This window comes from Pleomorphomonas sp. PLEO (assembly GCF_041320595.1).
GTDB lineage: Bacteria > Pseudomonadota > Alphaproteobacteria > Rhizobiales > Pleomorphomonadaceae > Pleomorphomonas.
The window spans coordinates 1,958,258-1,975,261 of record NZ_CP166625.1; the positions used below are offsets into that span (position 1 = coordinate 1,958,258).

14 protein-coding genes and 2 pseudogenes are annotated in these 17,004 nt (G+C 62.8%); 7 read left to right on the forward strand and 9 right to left on the reverse strand.

Going from position 1 to position 17,004, the window contains the following annotated elements; all coding sequences use genetic code 11:
• Nucleotides 1-181: 181 nt before the first annotated feature.
• Nucleotides 182-550 carry a nuclear transport factor 2 family protein gene (locus AB6N07_RS08940; RefSeq protein ID WP_370677453.1) on the reverse strand — a complete coding sequence of 123 codons (369 nt, stop codon included), beginning with the start codon at nt 548-550 and terminating at the stop codon, nt 182-184.
• A gap of 140 nt (nt 551-690) precedes the next feature.
• Between AB6N07_RS08940 and AB6N07_RS08945 the strand changes: the two genes are divergently transcribed.
• On the forward strand, nt 691-1,227 hold the full coding sequence (locus AB6N07_RS08945; RefSeq protein ID WP_370677454.1) for an N-acetyltransferase family protein: 537 nt from the start codon (nt 691-693) through the stop codon (nt 1,225-1,227).
• Between the two features lie 198 nt (nt 1,228-1,425).
• Here the strand turns inward: AB6N07_RS08945 and AB6N07_RS08950 are convergent, their stop codons facing one another.
• Nucleotides 1,426-2,415, reverse strand: a complete 990-nt coding sequence (locus tag AB6N07_RS08950) for a Gfo/Idh/MocA family oxidoreductase (RefSeq protein ID WP_370677455.1) — start codon at nt 2,413-2,415, stop codon at nt 1,426-1,428.
• 423 nt (nt 2,416-2,838) lie between these two features.
• Between AB6N07_RS08950 and AB6N07_RS08955 the strand changes: the two genes are divergently transcribed.
• Nucleotides 2,839-4,536: a methyl-accepting chemotaxis protein gene (locus AB6N07_RS08955; RefSeq protein WP_370677456.1), complete on the forward strand. Its 1,698-nt coding sequence runs from the start codon at nt 2,839-2,841 to the stop codon at nt 4,534-4,536.
• Nucleotides 4,537-4,641: 105 nt separating this feature from the next.
• Here AB6N07_RS08955 and AB6N07_RS08960 read toward each other — a convergent pair whose 3' ends face one another.
• The 3 genes and pseudogenes from AB6N07_RS08960 to AB6N07_RS08970 form a co-directional block, all read right to left on the reverse strand.
• Nucleotides 4,642-5,175: an RES family NAD+ phosphorylase gene (locus AB6N07_RS08960; RefSeq protein WP_370677457.1), complete on the reverse strand. Its 534-nt coding sequence runs from the start codon at nt 5,173-5,175 to the stop codon at nt 4,642-4,644.
• A gap of 666 nt (nt 5,176-5,841) precedes the next feature.
• A pseudogene (locus AB6N07_RS08965) lies at nt 5,842-5,943 on the reverse strand (NADH:flavin oxidoreductase/NADH oxidase); the annotation flags it as partial.
• A 47-nt stretch (nt 5,944-5,990) separates the two neighbouring features.
• A pseudogene (locus AB6N07_RS08970) lies at nt 5,991-6,815 on the reverse strand (alpha/beta fold hydrolase); the annotation flags it as partial.
• A gap of 540 nt (nt 6,816-7,355) precedes the next feature.
• On the opposite strand from AB6N07_RS08970, the gene AB6N07_RS08975 reads away from it, so the two are divergent.
• The 3 genes from AB6N07_RS08975 to AB6N07_RS08985 all read left to right on the forward strand — a co-directional run bounded on the left by AB6N07_RS08975 (nt 7,356) and on the right by AB6N07_RS08985 (nt 10,867).
• Entirely contained in the window at nt 7,356-8,000 is a 645-nt protein-coding gene (locus AB6N07_RS08975) for a glutathione S-transferase family protein (RefSeq protein ID WP_370677458.1), read from the forward strand.
• Nucleotides 8,001-8,310: 310 nt separating this feature from the next.
• Nucleotides 8,311-8,721: a hypothetical protein gene (locus tag AB6N07_RS08980; RefSeq protein WP_370677459.1), complete on the forward strand. Its 411-nt coding sequence runs from the start codon at nt 8,311-8,313 to the stop codon at nt 8,719-8,721.
• Between the two features lie 946 nt (nt 8,722-9,667).
• Nucleotides 9,668-10,867: an IS256 family transposase gene (locus AB6N07_RS08985; protein ID WP_370675511.1), complete on the forward strand. Its 1,200-nt coding sequence runs from the start codon at nt 9,668-9,670 to the stop codon at nt 10,865-10,867.
• A gap of 433 nt (nt 10,868-11,300) precedes the next feature.
• Here the strand turns inward: AB6N07_RS08985 and AB6N07_RS08990 are convergent, their stop codons facing one another.
• Together AB6N07_RS08990 and AB6N07_RS08995 are read right to left on the reverse strand one after the other, a co-directional pair.
• Nucleotides 11,301-11,921, reverse strand: coding sequence for an SEC-C metal-binding domain-containing protein (locus AB6N07_RS08990; protein ID WP_370677460.1), 621 nt, complete (start codon nt 11,919-11,921; stop codon nt 11,301-11,303).
• Between the two features lie 220 nt (nt 11,922-12,141).
• Complete coding sequence (locus tag AB6N07_RS08995; RefSeq protein ID WP_370677461.1) at nt 12,142-13,257, reverse strand: NADH:flavin oxidoreductase; 1,116 nt, start codon at nt 13,255-13,257, stop codon at nt 12,142-12,144.
• A 249-nt stretch (nt 13,258-13,506) separates the two neighbouring features.
• Between AB6N07_RS08995 and AB6N07_RS09000 the strand changes: the two genes are divergently transcribed.
• Nucleotides 13,507-13,881: a winged helix-turn-helix transcriptional regulator gene (locus tag AB6N07_RS09000; RefSeq protein WP_370677462.1), complete on the forward strand. Its 375-nt coding sequence runs from the start codon at nt 13,507-13,509 to the stop codon at nt 13,879-13,881.
• Nucleotides 13,882-13,896: 15 nt separating this feature from the next.
• Here the strand turns inward: AB6N07_RS09000 and AB6N07_RS09005 are convergent, their stop codons facing one another.
• Both AB6N07_RS09005 and AB6N07_RS09010 read right to left on the reverse strand, forming a co-directional pair.
• Nucleotides 13,897-14,649: a TetR/AcrR family transcriptional regulator gene (locus AB6N07_RS09005; protein ID WP_370677463.1), complete on the reverse strand. Its 753-nt coding sequence runs from the start codon at nt 14,647-14,649 to the stop codon at nt 13,897-13,899.
• A 42-nt stretch (nt 14,650-14,691) separates the two neighbouring features.
• A complete protein-coding gene (locus tag AB6N07_RS09010) occupies nt 14,692-15,963 on the reverse strand; it encodes an MFS transporter (protein ID WP_370677464.1) in 1,272 nt (423 codons plus the stop codon).
• Between the two features lie 95 nt (nt 15,964-16,058).
• Here AB6N07_RS09010 and AB6N07_RS09015 point away from each other — a divergent pair, with 95 nt between their 5' ends.
• Complete coding sequence (locus tag AB6N07_RS09015; RefSeq protein WP_370677465.1) at nt 16,059-16,985, forward strand: LysR substrate-binding domain-containing protein; 927 nt, start codon at nt 16,059-16,061, stop codon at nt 16,983-16,985.
• Nucleotides 16,986-17,004 lie beyond the last annotated feature (19 nt).

Genomic DNA, 17,004 nt, shown 5'->3' on the forward strand with positions numbered 1-17,004 from the left:
ATCTTCCGCGCGAGAAAGCGGAGAATGATAATCTATGTATATGTTTTTATTATATAATTCTGTCCTCCTCTGCGAAGGCAGAGGATCTCAGGCAGAAAGAGACGATGACGCAGATATAGGGCACCATTGCGGCCATTGCCGCTGCTGCCCAAATCCGGCAGCCGTGTCAAAAGCAGCTTGATCATTTTGGAAAGCGGCTGAGGTGCTCGTGGATGATCTTCCATTGCGCGTCCTCCTTTCGCAATACGGTGGTGCCACGACCGTCGCCTTCGTAAGTTTTCCCGTCAATATCGGCCTTCCATCGGAAGCGATACGCGCAGCTTGCGAGTGTATCGCTCACCCCAATCCAGTCGACGTCCTCCAGCCAGTAGACCTCGTTTTGAAGTGTGCGCCACGTTTGTTCGAACGCGGCCTTTATTGCATCGAGCCCGCGATAGGTGCCGTCGGTAAACCAGAAGATCGCCTCCGCTGATATCAGCGGGGCAACCTCATCGAAGCGCCGCAGATTAACTCTGGTTTCATAGAGTTTCATGTGGTCTTGCGGGTGCATACGGCTCTCCTTTCGTGTTGGCTGGGGATGTTTTGGCCGCATGGTATATGTTGCCATGGAGCATTTATTGAGAACAGATGGGTCGCAAACGCTGCTCATGCCCGAAGTGGTGGATGATTATGTCGGATCGGATAACCGGAATGGAATTTCGCTATGGCGTGGCCGGTGTCGCCGACGCGGCAAATCTGGCGGCGCTTTCCATTGAAGTCTGGCTGCACACCTATGCCAGGGAGGGTATCCGCCGGGCTTTTTCGGACTATGTCCTGCGCGAGTTCACCGCCGCCAGGTTCGCCGACCAGATCGCCAGCGAGCGCCATACTTTTCTCAAGTGCGAGCGCGGCGACCATCTGCTCGGCTATCTCCGGATGGACTTCAACGCCCCCTGTCCGACGGTCCCCGAGCTCGAGACCGAGATCGCGACGCTGTATGTCCGGGCGCACCACGCGCGGCAGGGTATCGGCACGCACCTTCTGGCTCATGCTTCGAACATCTGCCGAGGGCGTGGCCTCAAAGGCTTCTGGCTGTGCGTCAACCATGAGAACGCGCCGGCCATCCGCTTCTACCAGGCGCAGCATTTTGAGCGCAAAGGCTCCGACTATTTCGAGCTGGAGGGCGAGCGGCATGAGAATTTCATCCTCACCCGCGAGCTCACGCCGTCGGTGGCGACTGTGCGCTGACCACCGTGCTCATGGGAGCCTGATACTGGCGCCCCCGCTTTCGTGTCCTGAGGTCCTCTGCCTGCGCAGAGGAAGACAGGAAAATTATATATATGAAACAGATATATAGCCGCTCGCAAGGGCCGCTATCAAGCTGTCTTCCTCTGCGCAGGCAGAGGATCTCAGGCAGGATATGACAAGGGGCGGATATAGCGCTCCTCAGGCGCAGCCCAAGCCCCGCTCCCCCGCCGCCTCGATCGCCTTGTGGATGAGGGTGAGCGCCGCGAGGGCGCCCTCGGGGCCGAAGGCGAGGGCTTGGCCGCCGGAGATGGCATCGACGATGTTGCGGTAGAAATCATAGTGGCGGGCGGGCTCAAGCGGCACCTGCTCGCGCACCACCTTGCCGGCGCGTTCGGTGCGCAGCAGCGCCATCGGCGCCTCGCCCTTGGCCTGGGCGCTGTCATGGGGGATGATCAGCGATCCCATTTTGCCGTGGGCGATCATCACCGGCCCCGGCTCGCGGACGAAGGTGCTGGAGCGCAAGAGCACGCGATGGTCGGGGTAGCGGAAGCGGACGTCGAAGAAGTCGGTGGCGCCATTGGGCCGGCGCAGGGAATCCATGTCGGCGGTGACCGACAGCGGCATGCCGAACAGGTTGATCATGCCGTCGACGAGGTGGATGCCGAGGTCGAACCAGGTGCCGGCGCCGGGCAGGTCGTCCTCCTTCCATTGCTTGTGGGTGACGTGGGCGCGGTAGCGGTCGTAGTGCCATTCCAGTTCGACCAGGTCGCCGAGATCGCCGCTGTCGAGGTGGCGCTTGAGTGTCAGGTAGTCGGCGTCGAGCCGGCGGTTGTGGAAGACGGCCAGCACGCGGCCGGTTTCCCGCGCCTGCCCGGTCAGGGCATGGGCGTCCTCCTCGGTGATGGTCATGGGCTTTTCCAGCACCACGTGCTTACCGGCGGCGAGCGCCGCGCTTGCCATGCGGAAATGCAACTGGTTGGGCGTGTTGACGACGACGAGCCCGATCTCGGGGTCGTCGAGGATCGCCTGGAAATCGTCAACGAACCTGACGCCCTCGGGTTCGCTGCCATCAGGCCCCGAGCGGCGCAGCAGGCTGGTGAGCCGCAGGCGCGGTTCGGCCTCGATCAGTGGCAGGTGAAACTCCCGGCCGGACATGCCCCAGGCGCACAAGGCAACGTTGATGGTCATGACTGTTCCTGTTCGCTGAGCTTTGAATGGCCAGTATGTTCGCTTCCGTCCTGATCGGCCAGACAGTGCCGCCTTGCCAGAGGTGCTTTTCCCGAACTCTGTCTGGTCAAGCCAGCAAGGGCCTTTTCGCCAGCCTCACGCGGAGCGGCGGAGAGGGCGCTAAAGTCAGCGGCGTAAAGTGTAACGCGGTTCGATCGCCGCGAGGCCGGTTGCTTGGTCTTTTCATCCCTCGCGCTGTCGCCCCAGCGCAATGAGTCCGTATAAATGTCATCGCAATGACAGTGTTGATTGCTCAATACTATTTGCCTCTGTGAAGAACGTGGGATGTTAACATTCAATTAACCATGATGTAGGGAACTATCGCCAGATGAGCTGCATCCTGCCGGTTGGTTAAAAGCGGTATGGGCCTTGGAGGGCGACACCGTGTCTTTTACAAATCTTTCACTCATGGCCAAGGTGGTCAGCCTGCTGACGCTGCTCGGCGTGGGCGCTTTGCTCGGCGCTGGCTACGCCGGCTACAACATGATCAAGATCGACTCAGACTACAGTAATCTGATCGCCGGTCCGATGGATGCCTCGGTGAGCATGGTGCGCGCCTCCCGAAGGATTTCCGAAGTCAAAGCGACCATGTACTGGAACGCGGCTGCGACCTCGGATGAGGAAAACGCCGCCGCTGTGAAAGCCAGGGATGAGGCGCAGACCAGTTTCGGCAAGTACATCGACGAGGCGTCGACCAACGCCTCCGCCGAGTTCAAGAGTGGTATCGAGGACTACCGTAATTCCTTCCAATCGGCGATGAGCGGGATCTGTGGCGACGTCGCGAAGATGTCGAACTCCACCGATCCGGCTGAGAACGCCAAGGCGCTCGGCAAACTCAATACCGAATGCCGGCCGCTTCTCGATTCGATCCAGGACAAAGCCACCAAGCTCAACAATGCCATCCTGGCGGATGCGACCGCGCGAAACGACCGGAACACCGCCGCTTCCTGGTCGTCGGTCTGGACGACCCTCACCGTCATCGGCTTTATCGTCGTCGCGGTGATCGGCCTTGCTGTGTGGCTGTTGCGCAGCGGCGTGACCGCGCCGATCGCCACGCTGATCGAGGCCATGAAGTCGATGCAGGCGGGCCACTATGACCTGACCATCCACGGTATCGAGCGCAAGGACGAAGTCGGCGCCATCGCCGGTGGCCTCGAAGCCTTCCGCGCCAGCCTGATCGACGCCGAAACCGCTCGCAAGGCGCAGGAAGCCGCCAAAGCGGCCGACGACGCGGCCGTTCGCAAGCGGGCCGGGCTGGCCGAGCATTTCGTCAAGCGCATGGAAGATTTGGCCACAGGCTTCGGCAAATCGTCGGGCGAAGTGGCGGACGCCGCCAAGAACCTTTCGGCCACCGCCGAGGAGACGGCGCGCCAGGCGCAGGCCGTGGCCGGCGCCGCCGAGGAAGCCGCTGCCAACGTGCAAACCGTTGCCGCCGGAGCCGAGGAATTGTCGGCCTCCATCCAGGAGATCTCCAAGCAGGTGACCCAGTCGTCGGCGATCGCTCGCGATGCGGCCAGCGAAGCGGAAACCAGTTCGCAGAACGTCCAGACGCTATCGCAAGCCGCCCAGCAGATCGGCGAGGTGGTGACGCTGATCTCCAACATCGCCGCCCAGACCAACCTTCTGGCGCTGAACGCCACCATCGAGGCGGCCCGCGCCGGCGATGCCGGCAAGGGCTTTGCCGTGGTGGCCGCCGAGGTCAAGCAGTTGGCCGACCAGACCGCCAAGGCCACCGACCAGATCGGCCGCAAGATCGGCGAGATCCAGGCGGCGACCGGCAGCACCGTCGATGCCATCTCGCGCATCGTGCGCACCGTCACCAACATCCAGAGTTCGTCGGCGGCGATCGCCAGCGCGGTCGAGGAACAGGGGGCGGCGACCGGCGAAATCGCCCGCAACACCCAGCTGGCGGCAGCCGGCACCACCGACGTGACCAACAACATCTCCGGCGTCAGCACCGCCGCCGAGATGACCGGCGCCGCCTCGACCCAGCTGATGACACTATCGGACCGGCTGAATGGCCAGTCCTCCACCCTTCAAAAGGAAGTCTCGGAGTTCGTGACCTCGCTGCGGGCGGCCTGACATAGGCTTGGACAAGAAACGCGGCGGGCGCCCTTGTGGCGCCCGTTTGCCATTTTGAATCGGCCAATGAGTAGACGGGGCGGTGGAGGGCAAGCAGTCCAGGCTCTACAGCCCCCATTTCGGCCCGCCCTCCGACAGCTCGAATGGCACGGGATCGCCAGCGACTTCGACGGTGGGGCCGCCGAGGGTGTTCCAGCGGAACAGGTTGAGATGCCAGCCGCCGGGTATGCCGCGTGAGCGGTCGATGATGCCGTCGGCGCCGGCTTGGCGCGCCAGATCGGCGTTGCGCCAGGACGGTGGCTCGCGCCCCTCGGTGAGCGCCGCGCGCCAGGACTGGTTCGACTGGTCGCGGTCGATGCCGAGCGCCGCGCAGGCGTCAATATCGTGCTGGTCGAGCACCTGTGCCTCGGTGATCACAAGCGGCACGACGACGCGCGGCCGGCCGTCCTCGCGCATGTAGCCGGATATGGCGATGACCGCCCATTCCGGCTTGGCGCTGGTGTAGAGGGTGGGCTGACCGAGGCGGTGATAACGGCCGGCGCTGGTCGGCCCCGGCGGATCGAGCACGTGGTCGATCCGGTCGGCGAGTACCGAACGGAAGAAACGGCCGGAGATGGTCCGGAAGGGGCTGTGGGGCACTGTGCACTCGCCGGCTGATGGGGTGGGCGCCATAGTCCCGGCAATGTGTGACCGAACGTTGACATGCGCCGCCCCTGATTATTGCGGGTGCGGAAAGCAACTCACACATCAAACCGCCCGCCTGGACCGGCGAGCGGTTTCACGTTGTTGAGCGCTGGCCGAAGGGCGCCCGATATCGGCCGGGTGCTCCGTTCTGCCCGAGGTCCCACGCCTTCGCAGAGGAGGACAGCTTGATGGGGGCCTCCGGCGCCTGATACGTCCCTCCGCGCCCTCTCGTCCCGAGATCCTCTGCCTTCGCAGAGGAGGACAGCTTGATGGGGGCCTCCGGCGCCTGATACGTCCTTCCGCGCCCTCTCGTCCCGAGATCCTCTTTCTCACGTAGAGAAGGACAGCTTGATGGAAACGGGCGCAAGGCGAAGGGCGACGCGCTAACCATCTGTTCGCCCTATATAAAACTGTCCTCCTCTGCGTAGGCAGAGGATCTCAGGCAGAATAAAGCGAGCGGCCTATATAGGGCGCTTCCGTGGGGGGAGCGAGGCGGTGTTCCACCGTCTTGTGTCAGAGCGTTGCCCACCACCGGCGAAGAAGTAAGCCAGTCTTAAAACAAGCCGCCCGCCGAGTGATCGGCGGGCGGTTTTGCTGTGGGGTGGTCGGCTCTCAGACGCGTTCGCCCGACAGGCCGGCCGAGCCGACGCTGATGGTGGCGGCGCCGGTCAGCTTCTTGGCCCAGCCGGCGAAGTTGAGGCCGTTCTCGCCGTCTTCCCCGGGGAGGCGACCGTCGCCATCCAGGCGAGGAGGTTGGCGAAGACCTCGGCGCGGTTGGTCTCGTTCATCACCTCGTGGCGGGCCTGAGGATAGAAGGTCGAGGCGAGCTGGGTCAGGCCCGCCTTGCGGTAGCGCGCCAGCAACAGGTCGGTGTATTCGAGCTTGCCGTTGACCGGATCGGCGTCGCCGGAGAAGACGTAGAGCGGCAGGTCGCGGCGGATGCGTTGAAGGGCGCTCGGGTCGGCCAGCAGCTCGCCGGCCTGGAAGAAGGTCTCCATCGACGCGGGCTTGAGCGCGAAGCCACAGCGGGGATCGGCGATATAGGCGTCGACGATGGACGCGTCCCGGGTCAGCCACTCGCACGGCGTGCGCGCCGGCTCGAAGGGGGCGTTGAAGGCAGCGAAGGCTTGCTCGCCGCCGGCCCGCATCACCGCCACCAGCTTGTCGAGCGCGCCCGATCCGGAAAGGGCGACGGCGTCGATCAGGTCGCCGTGGTCGAGGATATACTGCTGGGCGGCGAAAGAGCCCATGCTGTGGCCGAGCAGGATCAGGGGCAGCCCAGGGTTCTCCCGCCGGATCAGCCGCGACAGCACGGCCATATCGTCGACCAGGGCGTCGAAACCGCCGGGGCCGAAGTCGCCGAGGTCGGCGTCGCTGCGCGCGGTCCGGCCGTGTCCGCGGTGGTCGTTGGCATAGACCACATAACCGGCCTCGAGCAGCGGCCCGATGACCGAACGGTAGCGCGGCGCGTGCTCGCCCATGCCGTGGGACAGTTGGACAACCCCGGCGGTCGGCTTTGCCGCCCCCCAGCGATAGGCGGCGATCGGAACTCCGTCACTGCCGGCGAACTCGAATTCCTTGTCAACAGCGTCCATGGTGTCTCACTCCCAACCTATTGTTTTTATTGGCTATAATTTGCCCGCATCCAACCCTGAACATTTCGCGGATCGATGATGCGGCGTCCTCACCTCCGGCACGGCAGACCGTCATCCTCCAAAAGCAAAATCGCATGCTCCCCCCGAGCCGGACCCTGCTGGCCAGACGGTCACCGCGCCAGCGACAACAAAGGATGGCGTTGCGAACCGTTCAAGAATGTGCCTCCGCTCATTCGGCAATCACAATCCAACCGCGCCGAGTCCGCAAGCCATCACAGGTCTTTTCGGTAATTTTACGGAGTCAGAATATACCAATGTCGGGCGCCCCAAAACGCCCTGATGCCGGTTTGCCGTGTTGGAAATTGCCGCGCATCGAGGGAAGGGGGCGACGACGTAGCCCATTGGGCGAAGGCGGGCGGGTTCAGCTATGAAGTATGTCTATAAATTAGGTATTCATTCTGGACTCAATGAATTCATTGTGTCTCTACCGCTGCCAGCATTGTGATAAATCATAGTCTACAGCAATCCATGAGGTGCACTATGCTTAAGATTTGGGGGCGCAGCAATTCTCTAAATGTTCAGAAAGTGCTCTGGTTTGCGACTGAGTTAGGCGTTGCCTATGAAACCATTCCCGCTGGTGGCAAATATGGAGGCCTCGATACGCCTGAATTTCTATCCATGAATCCGCATGGACATGTGCCGGTGCTTGACGATCAAGGAACTGTGGTTTGGGAATCCCACTCTATTCTTCGCTATCTTGCGGCAAAATACGGCAAGAGCAAATTCTGGCCTGAGGATGCGGGTGAAAGATCGCTTGCCGATCGTTGGATGGATTGGGCGCAGACCAGCTTGCAGCCAGATTTTATGGGCGTGTTCTGGGGCTTTTATCGTACGCCGGAGCCACAAAGAGACTGGCCTATGATCCGCCAGAAGATGGCGGGGTGTGCGCAGCACTTTAAGCTTCTCGACCGTTGGCTTGAAGGCCATGCGTATATTCTGGGAGACGATCTAAGTCTTGCCGATATACCGGCTGGTTCTATGCTCTATCGCTACTTTGAGATGGGAATCGAGTATCCATCGATGCCAAATGTAATGTCCTGGTATCAAAATTTGGAAAGGCTTCCAGCTTATCGCGAGAACATTATGACTTCTTTTGAGGATTTGCGTGGACGAATTACCTACTAGATTTGAGTACTGAACAAAATTGAAATTGAGAATGATATGGCTAGGTAAGATTATGGGCGCATCATGCCGCCTTTTGCTGAGCCGTCATTAGAAATACATATGATACAACGCGTTCCAAGTTCCCATTTTCACCATCCTTGCTCCGCCAACTCTTCCTCGCATTTCATTGATATTGCGTAATTCTTCAGGAACAAAGGCTGTCATCCGCAGGTTATCAAGCTGTGCTTGCTCAAGGCTGCACGCGGTCTTTGTTGCCACTCAGTGGATTTTTTGACCGATATCACGCCGTTCGCTCTCCCAGGAGGAGAACATGGGTCCGACAACATTCAAATTGCTTGTTTGCTTATTCATTCTAGGCGGGCCCACGATTGCTCAAGCCGCCTGCCTGACATCCGTCAGCGAGATCAAAGCCAATGGCATAAAAGCCAGTTGGCAGGAGACGACCGAGAATGATGGAAAGCCACTGACCATTGTCATCACGGACGGCGCCAACGGTCTGGTCTACTCAGCCACCAAAGCCGGTAAACTATGGCTGACCGGGGAAGCATCCGTCTGTCGTTCTGGAAACGAGACAAAGATCACCTTGGACAAGACCAAAGCCACGGGCAATGTCCCGATGCTGGCGAGGATGGCGCTGCCCTCCACGCAGTCGGCCTACATTGTTGACGACCAGATCAAACTGGAAGGCGCCGCATGGGGTGGAACTTTCGTTGGCCGTTAATCGCAGGCGGTGCCGCGTGGCATCGCCGGGAGATCGACGGGCGGTTTTGCCTTTCAGCTCGGGCTGAAGGGCGCCTGATAGGGGCACCTGCGTCCTCTCGTCCTGAGATCCTCTGCCTTCGCAGAGGAGGACAATTTATATAGAGGTGACAATCGGTTAGGTGGTGCTCTGCTTTTCAGGCCGCTGGGTGGAGAGGGCGCGCGATATCGGCGGGGTGCCTCATCCAGCCCGAGGTTTCCTGCCTTCGCAGAGGAGGCCAGCTTGATATATAGGGATCACAGCTTGATCGGGTGGGCGCTAAGCTATCCATTTGTTCTAATTATATAAAATGTCAATCCTCTGCGCAGGCAGAGGACCTCAGGCAGAATAAAGCGAGCAGCTTATATAGGGCGCTTCTGTTGGCGGGCGAGTGGGTGTGCCCGCCGGGAGATCGACGGGCGGCTTTGCATTTCAGCTCGGGTTGGAAGGCGCCTGATAGGGCCGTCGCGCTTTCTCGTCCCGAGGTCCCCGCCTGCGCAGAGGAGGACAGCTTGATATATAGGGATCACAGCTTGATCGGGTGGGCGCTAATCTATCCACTTGTTCTAATTATATAAAATGTCATCCTCTGCGCAGGCGGAGGATCTCAGGCAGAATAAAGCGAGCAGCTTATATAGGGCGCTTCTGTTGGCGGGCGAGTGGGTGTCCCGCCGGGAGATCGACGGGCGGCTTTGCCTTTCAGCGCGGGTTGGATGGCGCCTGATAGGGGCCCCTGCGTCCTCTCGTCCCGAGGTTTCCTGCCTTCGCAGAGGAGGCCAGCTTGATATATAGGGATCACAGCTTGATCGGGTGGGCGCTAAGCTAGATGCCGTCCATAGTCGTGGTGTAGGTCCTGAGTGAGGTGGTCACCGGCAATGTTCGGTAGGGTCTGGTTGCTAACTCCAACTCCAGACCGAAGAGACCACCGATGACCAAGGACATGATGAACTTCCGCGACCTCGTGGAACAAGCCCCTGACGCCGACATTCTGCGCGAGATGATAGGCTTTGCCGCCGAACGGCTGATGGAGTTGGAGGTCGGCACCGTGACGGGCGCCGGCTATGGAGAGAAGGATCCGTCACGCCGCGTCCAGCGCAACGGCTACCGCGAGCGTGATTGGGAGACGAGGGCTGGCACGGTCGAGCTCCGTATCCCCAAGCTGCGCAAAGGCAGCTATTTCCCAGGCTTTCTCGAACCTCGCCGCATGGCTGAGAAGGCGCTGACGGCCGTCATCCAGGAAGCCTACATTCAGGGGATCTCTACACGCTCGGTCGATGATCTGGTCAAGGCCATGGGCATGTCCGGCATCTCCAAGAGCCAGGTGTCGAGATTGTGCGAAGAGATCGACGACAAGGTGAAGGCCTTCCTCGATCGACCGATTGAAGGCGACTGGCCTTACCTGTGGATCGACGCCACCTACCTCAAGGTTCGCCGAGGTGGGCGTATCGTCTCGGTGGCCGTCATCATCGCCATCGGCGTTAACACCGATGGCCGGCGCGAGGTTCTGGGGCTGGAGATCGGCACTTCCGAGGCAGAACCGATCTGGACCGAGTTCCTGCGCAAGCTGACCCGACGTGGATTGCGGGGCGTCAAGCTGGTCATCTCCGACGCCCACGAAGGCATCAAGGCGGCCGTCTCCAAGGTGCTCAGCGCCACCTGGCAACGCTGCCGAGTCCACTTCATGCGCAACGTGCTGGCCCATGCCGGCAGGAGCGGTCGCCGCGTCGTCTCTGCCTTCATCGCCACGGCCTTTGCTCAGGAGACCGCCGAGGCCGCCAGTACCCAATGGCGTGCCGTTGCCGACCAGATCCGTCCCAAAGTCCCGAAACTGGCCACGATCATGGATGACGCCGAAGAGGATGTGCTGGCCTACATGACCTTTCCGAAAGAACACCGGGCGAAGCTGCATAGCACCAACCCGATCGAGCGGCTAAACGGCGAGATCAAGCGACGCACCGAAGTGGTTGGCATCTTCCCAAATGACGAAGCGATCGTTCGTCTCGTCGGGGCCTTGCTGCTGGAACAAAACGACGAATGGGCCGTCCTACGCGCTAGATACATGACGCTGGAAACCATCGCGCAGATGGGCAATGATCCCTTCGTCAGCTTGCCGGCAGTGACAAACTGATCAAGCAGGCCCGAGCCGAACTTAACGGTGACCAGCAGCGCCAGCTACACCACGCCAAGGGACACGATCGCTAAGCTATCCATTTGTTCTAATTATATAAAATGTCAATCCTCTGCGCAGGCAGAGGACCTCAGGCAGAATAAAGCGAGCAGCTTATATAGGGCGCTTCTGTTGGCGGGCGAGTGGGTGTGCCCGCCGGGAGACCCGACGGGCGGTTTTGCATTTCAGCTCGGGTTGGAAGGCGCCTGATAGTGCCGTCGCGCTTTCTCGTCCTGAGGTCCCCGCCTTCACGAACCCATCGGCTTCTACGCGGCGCAGAACTTCCGGCTTGAGGGCGCGCGCCATTTCGAGCTGGAGGAGGGGCGCATGAGACCTTTATCCTCTGGCGCGAGGTCATGCCCGCGGGGGAGTGCTGATGGAAAGGCTGGCCGAGCTAAGCGGACTTGGCTCCGTGGCACTGTTTGAATTTCTTGCCGCTTCCGCAGAAACAAGGATCGTTGCGCGAGGTGTAGCGCATTGAGACTTCAATAGAGAGCTGCACGTGCCTCTGCCCGATGAAAGACAGAGGCTGTCTGAGCGCGGGCGGAACGTGAGCCGCGGCGACGCCCGGGATCATGTTCATCAGACGCGTTTTTTCCGCCGCAACCTTGAACAGCTCGATAATCAGCGGGTCGTTGGTGTGGGCTTTGCGGATGTTGTCGCGCCGAACGCCTGGGTTTGCCGCGTTGTAGGTGGCGGTTTCATCGGGCAGGAAAAGCCGGTGGCTTTCGCCATCAAGGGAAGGCGTGACGTCAACCCAGGCGGCTCCGTTTCCCGGATCGTAAACCGCGTGATGCTCGGCCTCTATATAGGCGCCCGGCCAGTTCCCGATTGACCAGCCGACGCGCATTTGCCCACCAAACCGGTCGATCTGCTTCTGGACATTCACAAAGCAGTCCTTCGGCGTGCAATCTTCCTTGGGGGCGATCTTCACAAAGACAGGGGCGGAGGGCGAAATTGCCCGGCAGAACGCTTGAACATCAGCGTGCTCCGGATTGGCTGTTTTCATCGACATGGCTCACCCCGTTTCGTGTAACTCGGCTCTGTCGGGAGCAAGAGACGACCTACCACAAGACGGCCCTCGCAGAGGAGCGCCGCATCGTCCTTTTATGCAAAAACGCGATCAACTGTCATTGACCACGAACTGAAAGAGGCGAGGGGCCTCTCTGCATGGTGTCCGCCTGACAAAACAAACCGCCCGTCGAGGTTCGGCGGGCGGCGTTGTTCGAATCGCTTCAGACGAGCTCTTTGAGAGCGGCCGGGTCGAAGCCCTTCAGGCCGGTGGAGTCGCCCATTTGCACCTTGGAGACCCAGTTGGCATCGGAGATCAGGGCGCGGCCCACGGCGATCAGGTCGAACTCGTCGCGCTCAATGCGCTGGAGCAGGCGATCGAGGCCGACCACCGTCGAACCTTCGCCCTGGAAGGCGCCGAAGAATTCGCCCGACAGGCCCACCGAGCCGACGCTGATGGTGGCGGCGCCGGTCAGCTTCTTGGCCCAGCCGGCGAAGTTGAGGCCGTTCTCGCCGTCGACGTCGGGGAATTCCGGCTCCCAGAAACGACGCTGTGAGCAGTGCAGGATGTCGACGCCGGCTTCCACCAGCGGGGCCAGCCAGTCGGTCATCAGCGCCGGTGTCGGGGCAAGGCGCGCCGCGTAATCCTGCTGCTTCCACTGGCTGACGCGCAGAATGATCGGATAGTCGGGGCCGACGGCGGCGCGGATGGCGGCCACCACCTCGCCGGCAAAGCGCGACCGCTCACGGATGGTGGCGCCGCCGAAGCGGTCGGCGCGCTCGTTGGTGCCGGACCAGAAGAACTCGTCGATCAGATAGCCGTGGGCACCGTGGATCTCGACCACGTCGAAGCCGAGCCGTTTGGCCGCCGCCGCCGCCTTGGCGAAGGCCGCCACGGTGTCGGCGATATCCTCTTCGCTCATCGCCACGCCGCGCGGTGTGCCGGGCGCCAACAGGCCGGAGGGGCTTTCCACCGGCGCCTCGGGCTGCCATTCGCCGGCGCGGGTCGAGCCGGTGTGCCAGAGCTGCGGGCCCATGCGGCCGCCGGCATCGTGAACGGCGTCGATCACCTGCTTCCAGCCGGCGAGCGCGGCGTTGCCATGGAAGAAGGGAATGCCGGGCATGTTGCGCGAGGCGGGGCGATCGACCACCGTGCCTTCCGACAGGATCAGGCCGACGCCCCCTTCGGCGCGGCGCCGATAATAGGCGGCGTTGGCGGCGCCGGGGATGCCGTCGGGCGCCATGTAGCGGGTCATCGGTGCCATGACGATGCGGTTGGGCAGGGTCAAGTTCTTGATGGAAAAGGGGCGAAACAGCGTGCTGGTCTCAGCGGAGGTCATGAGGCAGGGTCCCGTTGCGTTGAGGGAAAGCCAAGGTATAATCCGTATACGTGGTGTCAATGAGGCACCTTAAATCACCCAGAGCCCGGCCCGAAATTCTACTGGGGCGGGCACCTAGCTTCGAATTCTGCGCTTCCGGTGCTCACGGACCCTCAAGTCCGCTCCGCTCCGGTTCTCGAACTCATCGCTATCTGCCGCGCCCCAGCGAATTTCGGGTCGAGCTCTCAGGTATATCGGAGGAAACCTGCCATGCCGGATTGCCCTGTCGCCCACTTCGCGTCTGATTGCCCCAGCCGGGTGCTGTTCGACCAGATCGCCGAAAAATGGTCGATGATGGTGCTGACGGTGCTGCGCGGCGGGCCCATCCGCTTCAACGCCATCAAGCGGCAGCTGGAGGGCGTGACGCAGAAGGCGCTGACGCAATGCCTGCGCAAACTCGAGCGCAACGGCCTGATCCTGCGGCGCGTGATGCCGATGTCGCCGGTGGCCGTCGAATACGAAATCACCCCGCTCGGCCGCACGCTGGTGGAACCGTTCGGCGCGCTCTACGCCTGGACGCTGGAGAAGCTGCCCGAGGTGGAAAAGGCGCGCGAAGACTTCGATCGGCGGATGGCCGGCGCGTAAGGGCAATCAGGCGGTTCAGTTCGACGCGATGGGCGATTGAGGCTGGGGGCGTTCCGATCGCTCCGGCGCCGGTGACGAGCCGGCGCGGCCGGCGATGCGGTCGAGCAGTTCGGCCATCAGGTGGCGTTCGCCGGGGCTGAGATCGTCGAGGGCGTCGAGGTTGGCGCGGAGCGTGATGGCGGCCACCGCCGGGCCGTCCTCCGGCGCGGTGCCGGTGGCGGTGATCGCCGCGATCAGCGCTTCGCGGGCGGTGGTGGCAAGGCCCTGATCGCGCGCCTCGGCCGGGCTGGCGTTGAGCGTCAGCACGGTGCCGGTGCCGACGGCGTGGACCAGCGCCGTCGCCCGGCTTTCCTCCATCCTCAGCCGGCCGGCGACGGCCAGGGCGCGGACGAAGTGGCGGAGCATGTTGAAGCCGCTCGCGGCCGGCGATGGCGCGGCGCGCGGCGTCGTCAAAATGGCGAACAGGGCGGGGTTGTCGACGCCGAAGGCGATCAGCATGTCAAAGGCGCGGCGGAAGTTTTCCAACGGGTCGGCCGACAGGCGGCGGGTCGATTTGGCCGCCACGTATTTGGCAAGGCCGTGGTCGGCGGTGGCGTCGAGCAGGCCTTGCTTGTCATGGAACAGGCGATAGAGGGTGGGCGCCTGCACGCCGGCCGCCGCTGCCACGGCGCGGGTGGTGAGCGCCGCCGGCCCGCCCGCCTGGAGCAGCGCCTCGGCCGCTTCGAGAATGCGGTGGCGGACGGATTTGTCGTCGGAATCGGTGGTCATGGCTGGCATATTATCAGCGGCATTGGCATGCCGCTAGCGCCGCTAGCCGGCTGCGCCCTCCGCCAAGGCGCCGATGCGGAGCGTGGCCACCAGGATCAGGCCGAGCATCGCCGAGACCAGGCCGACGATGGCCGGCCAGCCGCCGAGGCTCCACACCCAGCCACCGCCTGAGCCCATGCTGGAGGAGCCGGCATAATAGGCGAGCAGATAGAGCGAGGAGGCGTGGCCCTTGGAGCCGCGCGCCAGCCGCCCGACCCAGCCGCTGGCAACCGAATGGATGATGAAGAAGCCGCCGGTGATGCCGGTGAGGCCGACGATGATCATCACAAGCGAGGACGACAGCGTCATCAGCGTGCCCACGGCCATGATGGCGACACCCAGCAGCTGTGTGGGCATGCGGCCGTGGCGGTCGGCGAGGATGCCGGCCCAGGGCGAGGCGACGACGCCGGCGATGTAGACCAGGAACATGGCGCTGATGAAGCCCGGCGACAGGCCGAAGGGTGCGGCCGAGAGGCGGAAGGTCAGGTAGTTGAACAGGGCGACGAAGCTGCCGAGCGCCAGAAAGCCGCACAGGAACACCAGCGACAGGCCGGGCGTGCGCAGATGGCCGAGCCATGTTCCGCAATGGGCGGAAAGCGACATGCCCTTGCGGCGCACGAAGTTGCGCGAGGGCGGCAGCAGCAGGGCGAAGCCGGCGGCGGCGATCAAGTCGATGAGGCCGATCAGCGTCAGCGCGTGGCGCCAGGAGCAGAACTCCATCAGCAGGCCGACGCCGACGCGGCCGGCCATGCCGCCGAAGGCGACGCCGCCGACATAGAGCCCCATGGCGGTGCCGAGCGAACGCGGCTCGATCTCCTCGGAGATATAGGCCATGGCGACGGCCGGCACGCCGCCCAGGATGAAGCCCTCGGCCGCCCGCAGCGCCAACAGCGCATGCCAGTCGGGCGACAGCGCCGCGCCGATGTGGCAGAGCGCGGCGCCGAGCATGGACACGAACATCACGCCGCGCCGGCCGAAGCCTTCGGAAAAGGCGCCGGCCAGGAGGATGGCGATGGCGAGGCTGCCGGTGGTCAGCGACAGCGCCAGCGAGCTTTCCGCCGGGCTGACGCCGTATTCGGAAACCAGGCTCGGCAGTAGCGGCTGTATCGCATAGAGCAGCGAGAAGGTGGAGAAACCGGCCAGGAACAGCGCCAGGCTGATGCGCTTGTAAGCGGCGCTGCCCTTGACGACGAAGGTCGGCGCGGCGGGCTTTTTGAGCGGCTTTTCGATGGGGAGGTCGGTCGGGAAGGCTTCGAGGGGGGATGCGAGTGACATGGTCCCATTCCAGTTGGTGGGCGGAACCTACGCCTTTAGTTGGTATAGATCGTCGGCAATTTACTTCATTCAGTTATGCCGATATTTAATAGCTCATGGATATCTCCCAGCTACGCACGCTCGTGTTCGTTGCCGATCTCGGTAGCCTCAACAAGGCGTCGGGGCGGCTCAGGATCGCCCAACCAGCCTTGAGCCGACAGATCCGTATGCTGGAGGATGAACTCGGCGTGCGCCTGTTCGACCGGCACGGGCGCGGCATGACGCTGACCGATCACGGCATCGCGGCGCTGGCGCACGCGCGGCATATCCTGGGCGAGCTGGACGACATGCGCCAGGCGGTGGGCGGGCCGAGCGCCGCCATCGTCGGCAACGTGTCGGTGGGGCTGTCTCCGACCATTTCCAACGCGCTGTCGGTGCCGCTGGTGGCCGAATTCCGCCGCGCCCATCCGGCGGTGCGGGTGCGCATCGTCACCTCCTACACCGGCTATCTGCTCGACGGCCTGTTCCGAGGCGATATCGACGCCGCCATTCTCTACAGCGCGCGGGCGACGCTGGCGCTCAGAACCGAGCCGATCCTGTCCGAGAACCTGTTCCTGATCGGCCCCGTCAGTTCCGGCCTCAGCCCGGACAAGCCGGTGCAATTCAAGGATCTCGCCGACCTGCCCTTTCTGCTGCCAAGCCGTGGCCACGACCTCAGGGCCGTGGTCGACGACTGCGCGCGGCAGGCCGGCATCGACATCGACGTGGTGGTGGAGGTGGACGGCTACGGCTCGCTGAAGGAGCTAGTGGGGGCCGGCTACGGCTACACCATCATGCCGGCGACCGCCTTCGAACGCGAACAGGGCGAAGGCCAGTTCGCCCTGGCGCCGATCGCCGATCCGTCGCCGGTGCGCCAACTGGCGCTCTGCTATCCGCGCGACCGGCGGGTGTCGCGGGCGGCGCTGTTCGCAGGGGAGGTCATGAAGGAGAAGATGATCGGGCTGGTGAGAGAGGGGACGTGGAACGGGACGCTGGTGGGGTGATGGGGGATCACTTGCTTTG

Bases quoted from the DNA above. Each gene is read 5' to 3' on its own strand.
- AB6N07_RS08940 (WP_370677453.1), bottom strand. From the start codon at position 550: ATGCACCCGCAAGACCACATGAAACTCTATGAAACCAGAGTTAATCTG.
- AB6N07_RS08945 (WP_370677454.1), top strand. From the start codon at position 691: ATGGAATTTCGCTATGGCGTGGCCGGTGTCGCCGACGCGGCAAATCTG.
- AB6N07_RS08950 (WP_370677455.1), bottom strand. From the start codon at position 2,415: ATGACCATCAACGTTGCCTTGTGCGCCTGGGGCATGTCCGGCCGGGAG.
- AB6N07_RS08975 (WP_370677458.1), top strand. From the start codon at position 7,356: ATGCTTAAGATTTGGGGGCGCAGCAATTCTCTAAATGTTCAGAAAGTG.
- AB6N07_RS08980 (WP_370677459.1), top strand. From the start codon at position 8,311: ATGGGTCCGACAACATTCAAATTGCTTGTTTGCTTATTCATTCTAGGC.
- AB6N07_RS08985 (WP_370675511.1), top strand. From the start codon at position 9,668: ATGACCAAGGACATGATGAACTTCCGCGACCTCGTGGAACAAGCCCCT.
- AB6N07_RS08990 (WP_370677460.1), bottom strand. From the start codon at position 11,921: ATGTCGATGAAAACAGCCAATCCGGAGCACGCTGATGTTCAAGCGTTC.
- AB6N07_RS08995 (WP_370677461.1), bottom strand. From the start codon at position 13,257: ATGACCTCCGCTGAGACCAGCACGCTGTTTCGCCCCTTTTCCATCAAG.
- AB6N07_RS09000 (WP_370677462.1), top strand. From the start codon at position 13,507: ATGCCGGATTGCCCTGTCGCCCACTTCGCGTCTGATTGCCCCAGCCGG.
- AB6N07_RS09005 (WP_370677463.1), bottom strand. From the start codon at position 14,649: ATGACCACCGATTCCGACGACAAATCCGTCCGCCACCGCATTCTCGAA.
- AB6N07_RS09010 (WP_370677464.1), bottom strand. From the start codon at position 15,963: ATGTCACTCGCATCCCCCCTCGAAGCCTTCCCGACCGACCTCCCCATC.
- AB6N07_RS09015 (WP_370677465.1), top strand. From the start codon at position 16,059: ATGGATATCTCCCAGCTACGCACGCTCGTGTTCGTTGCCGATCTCGGT.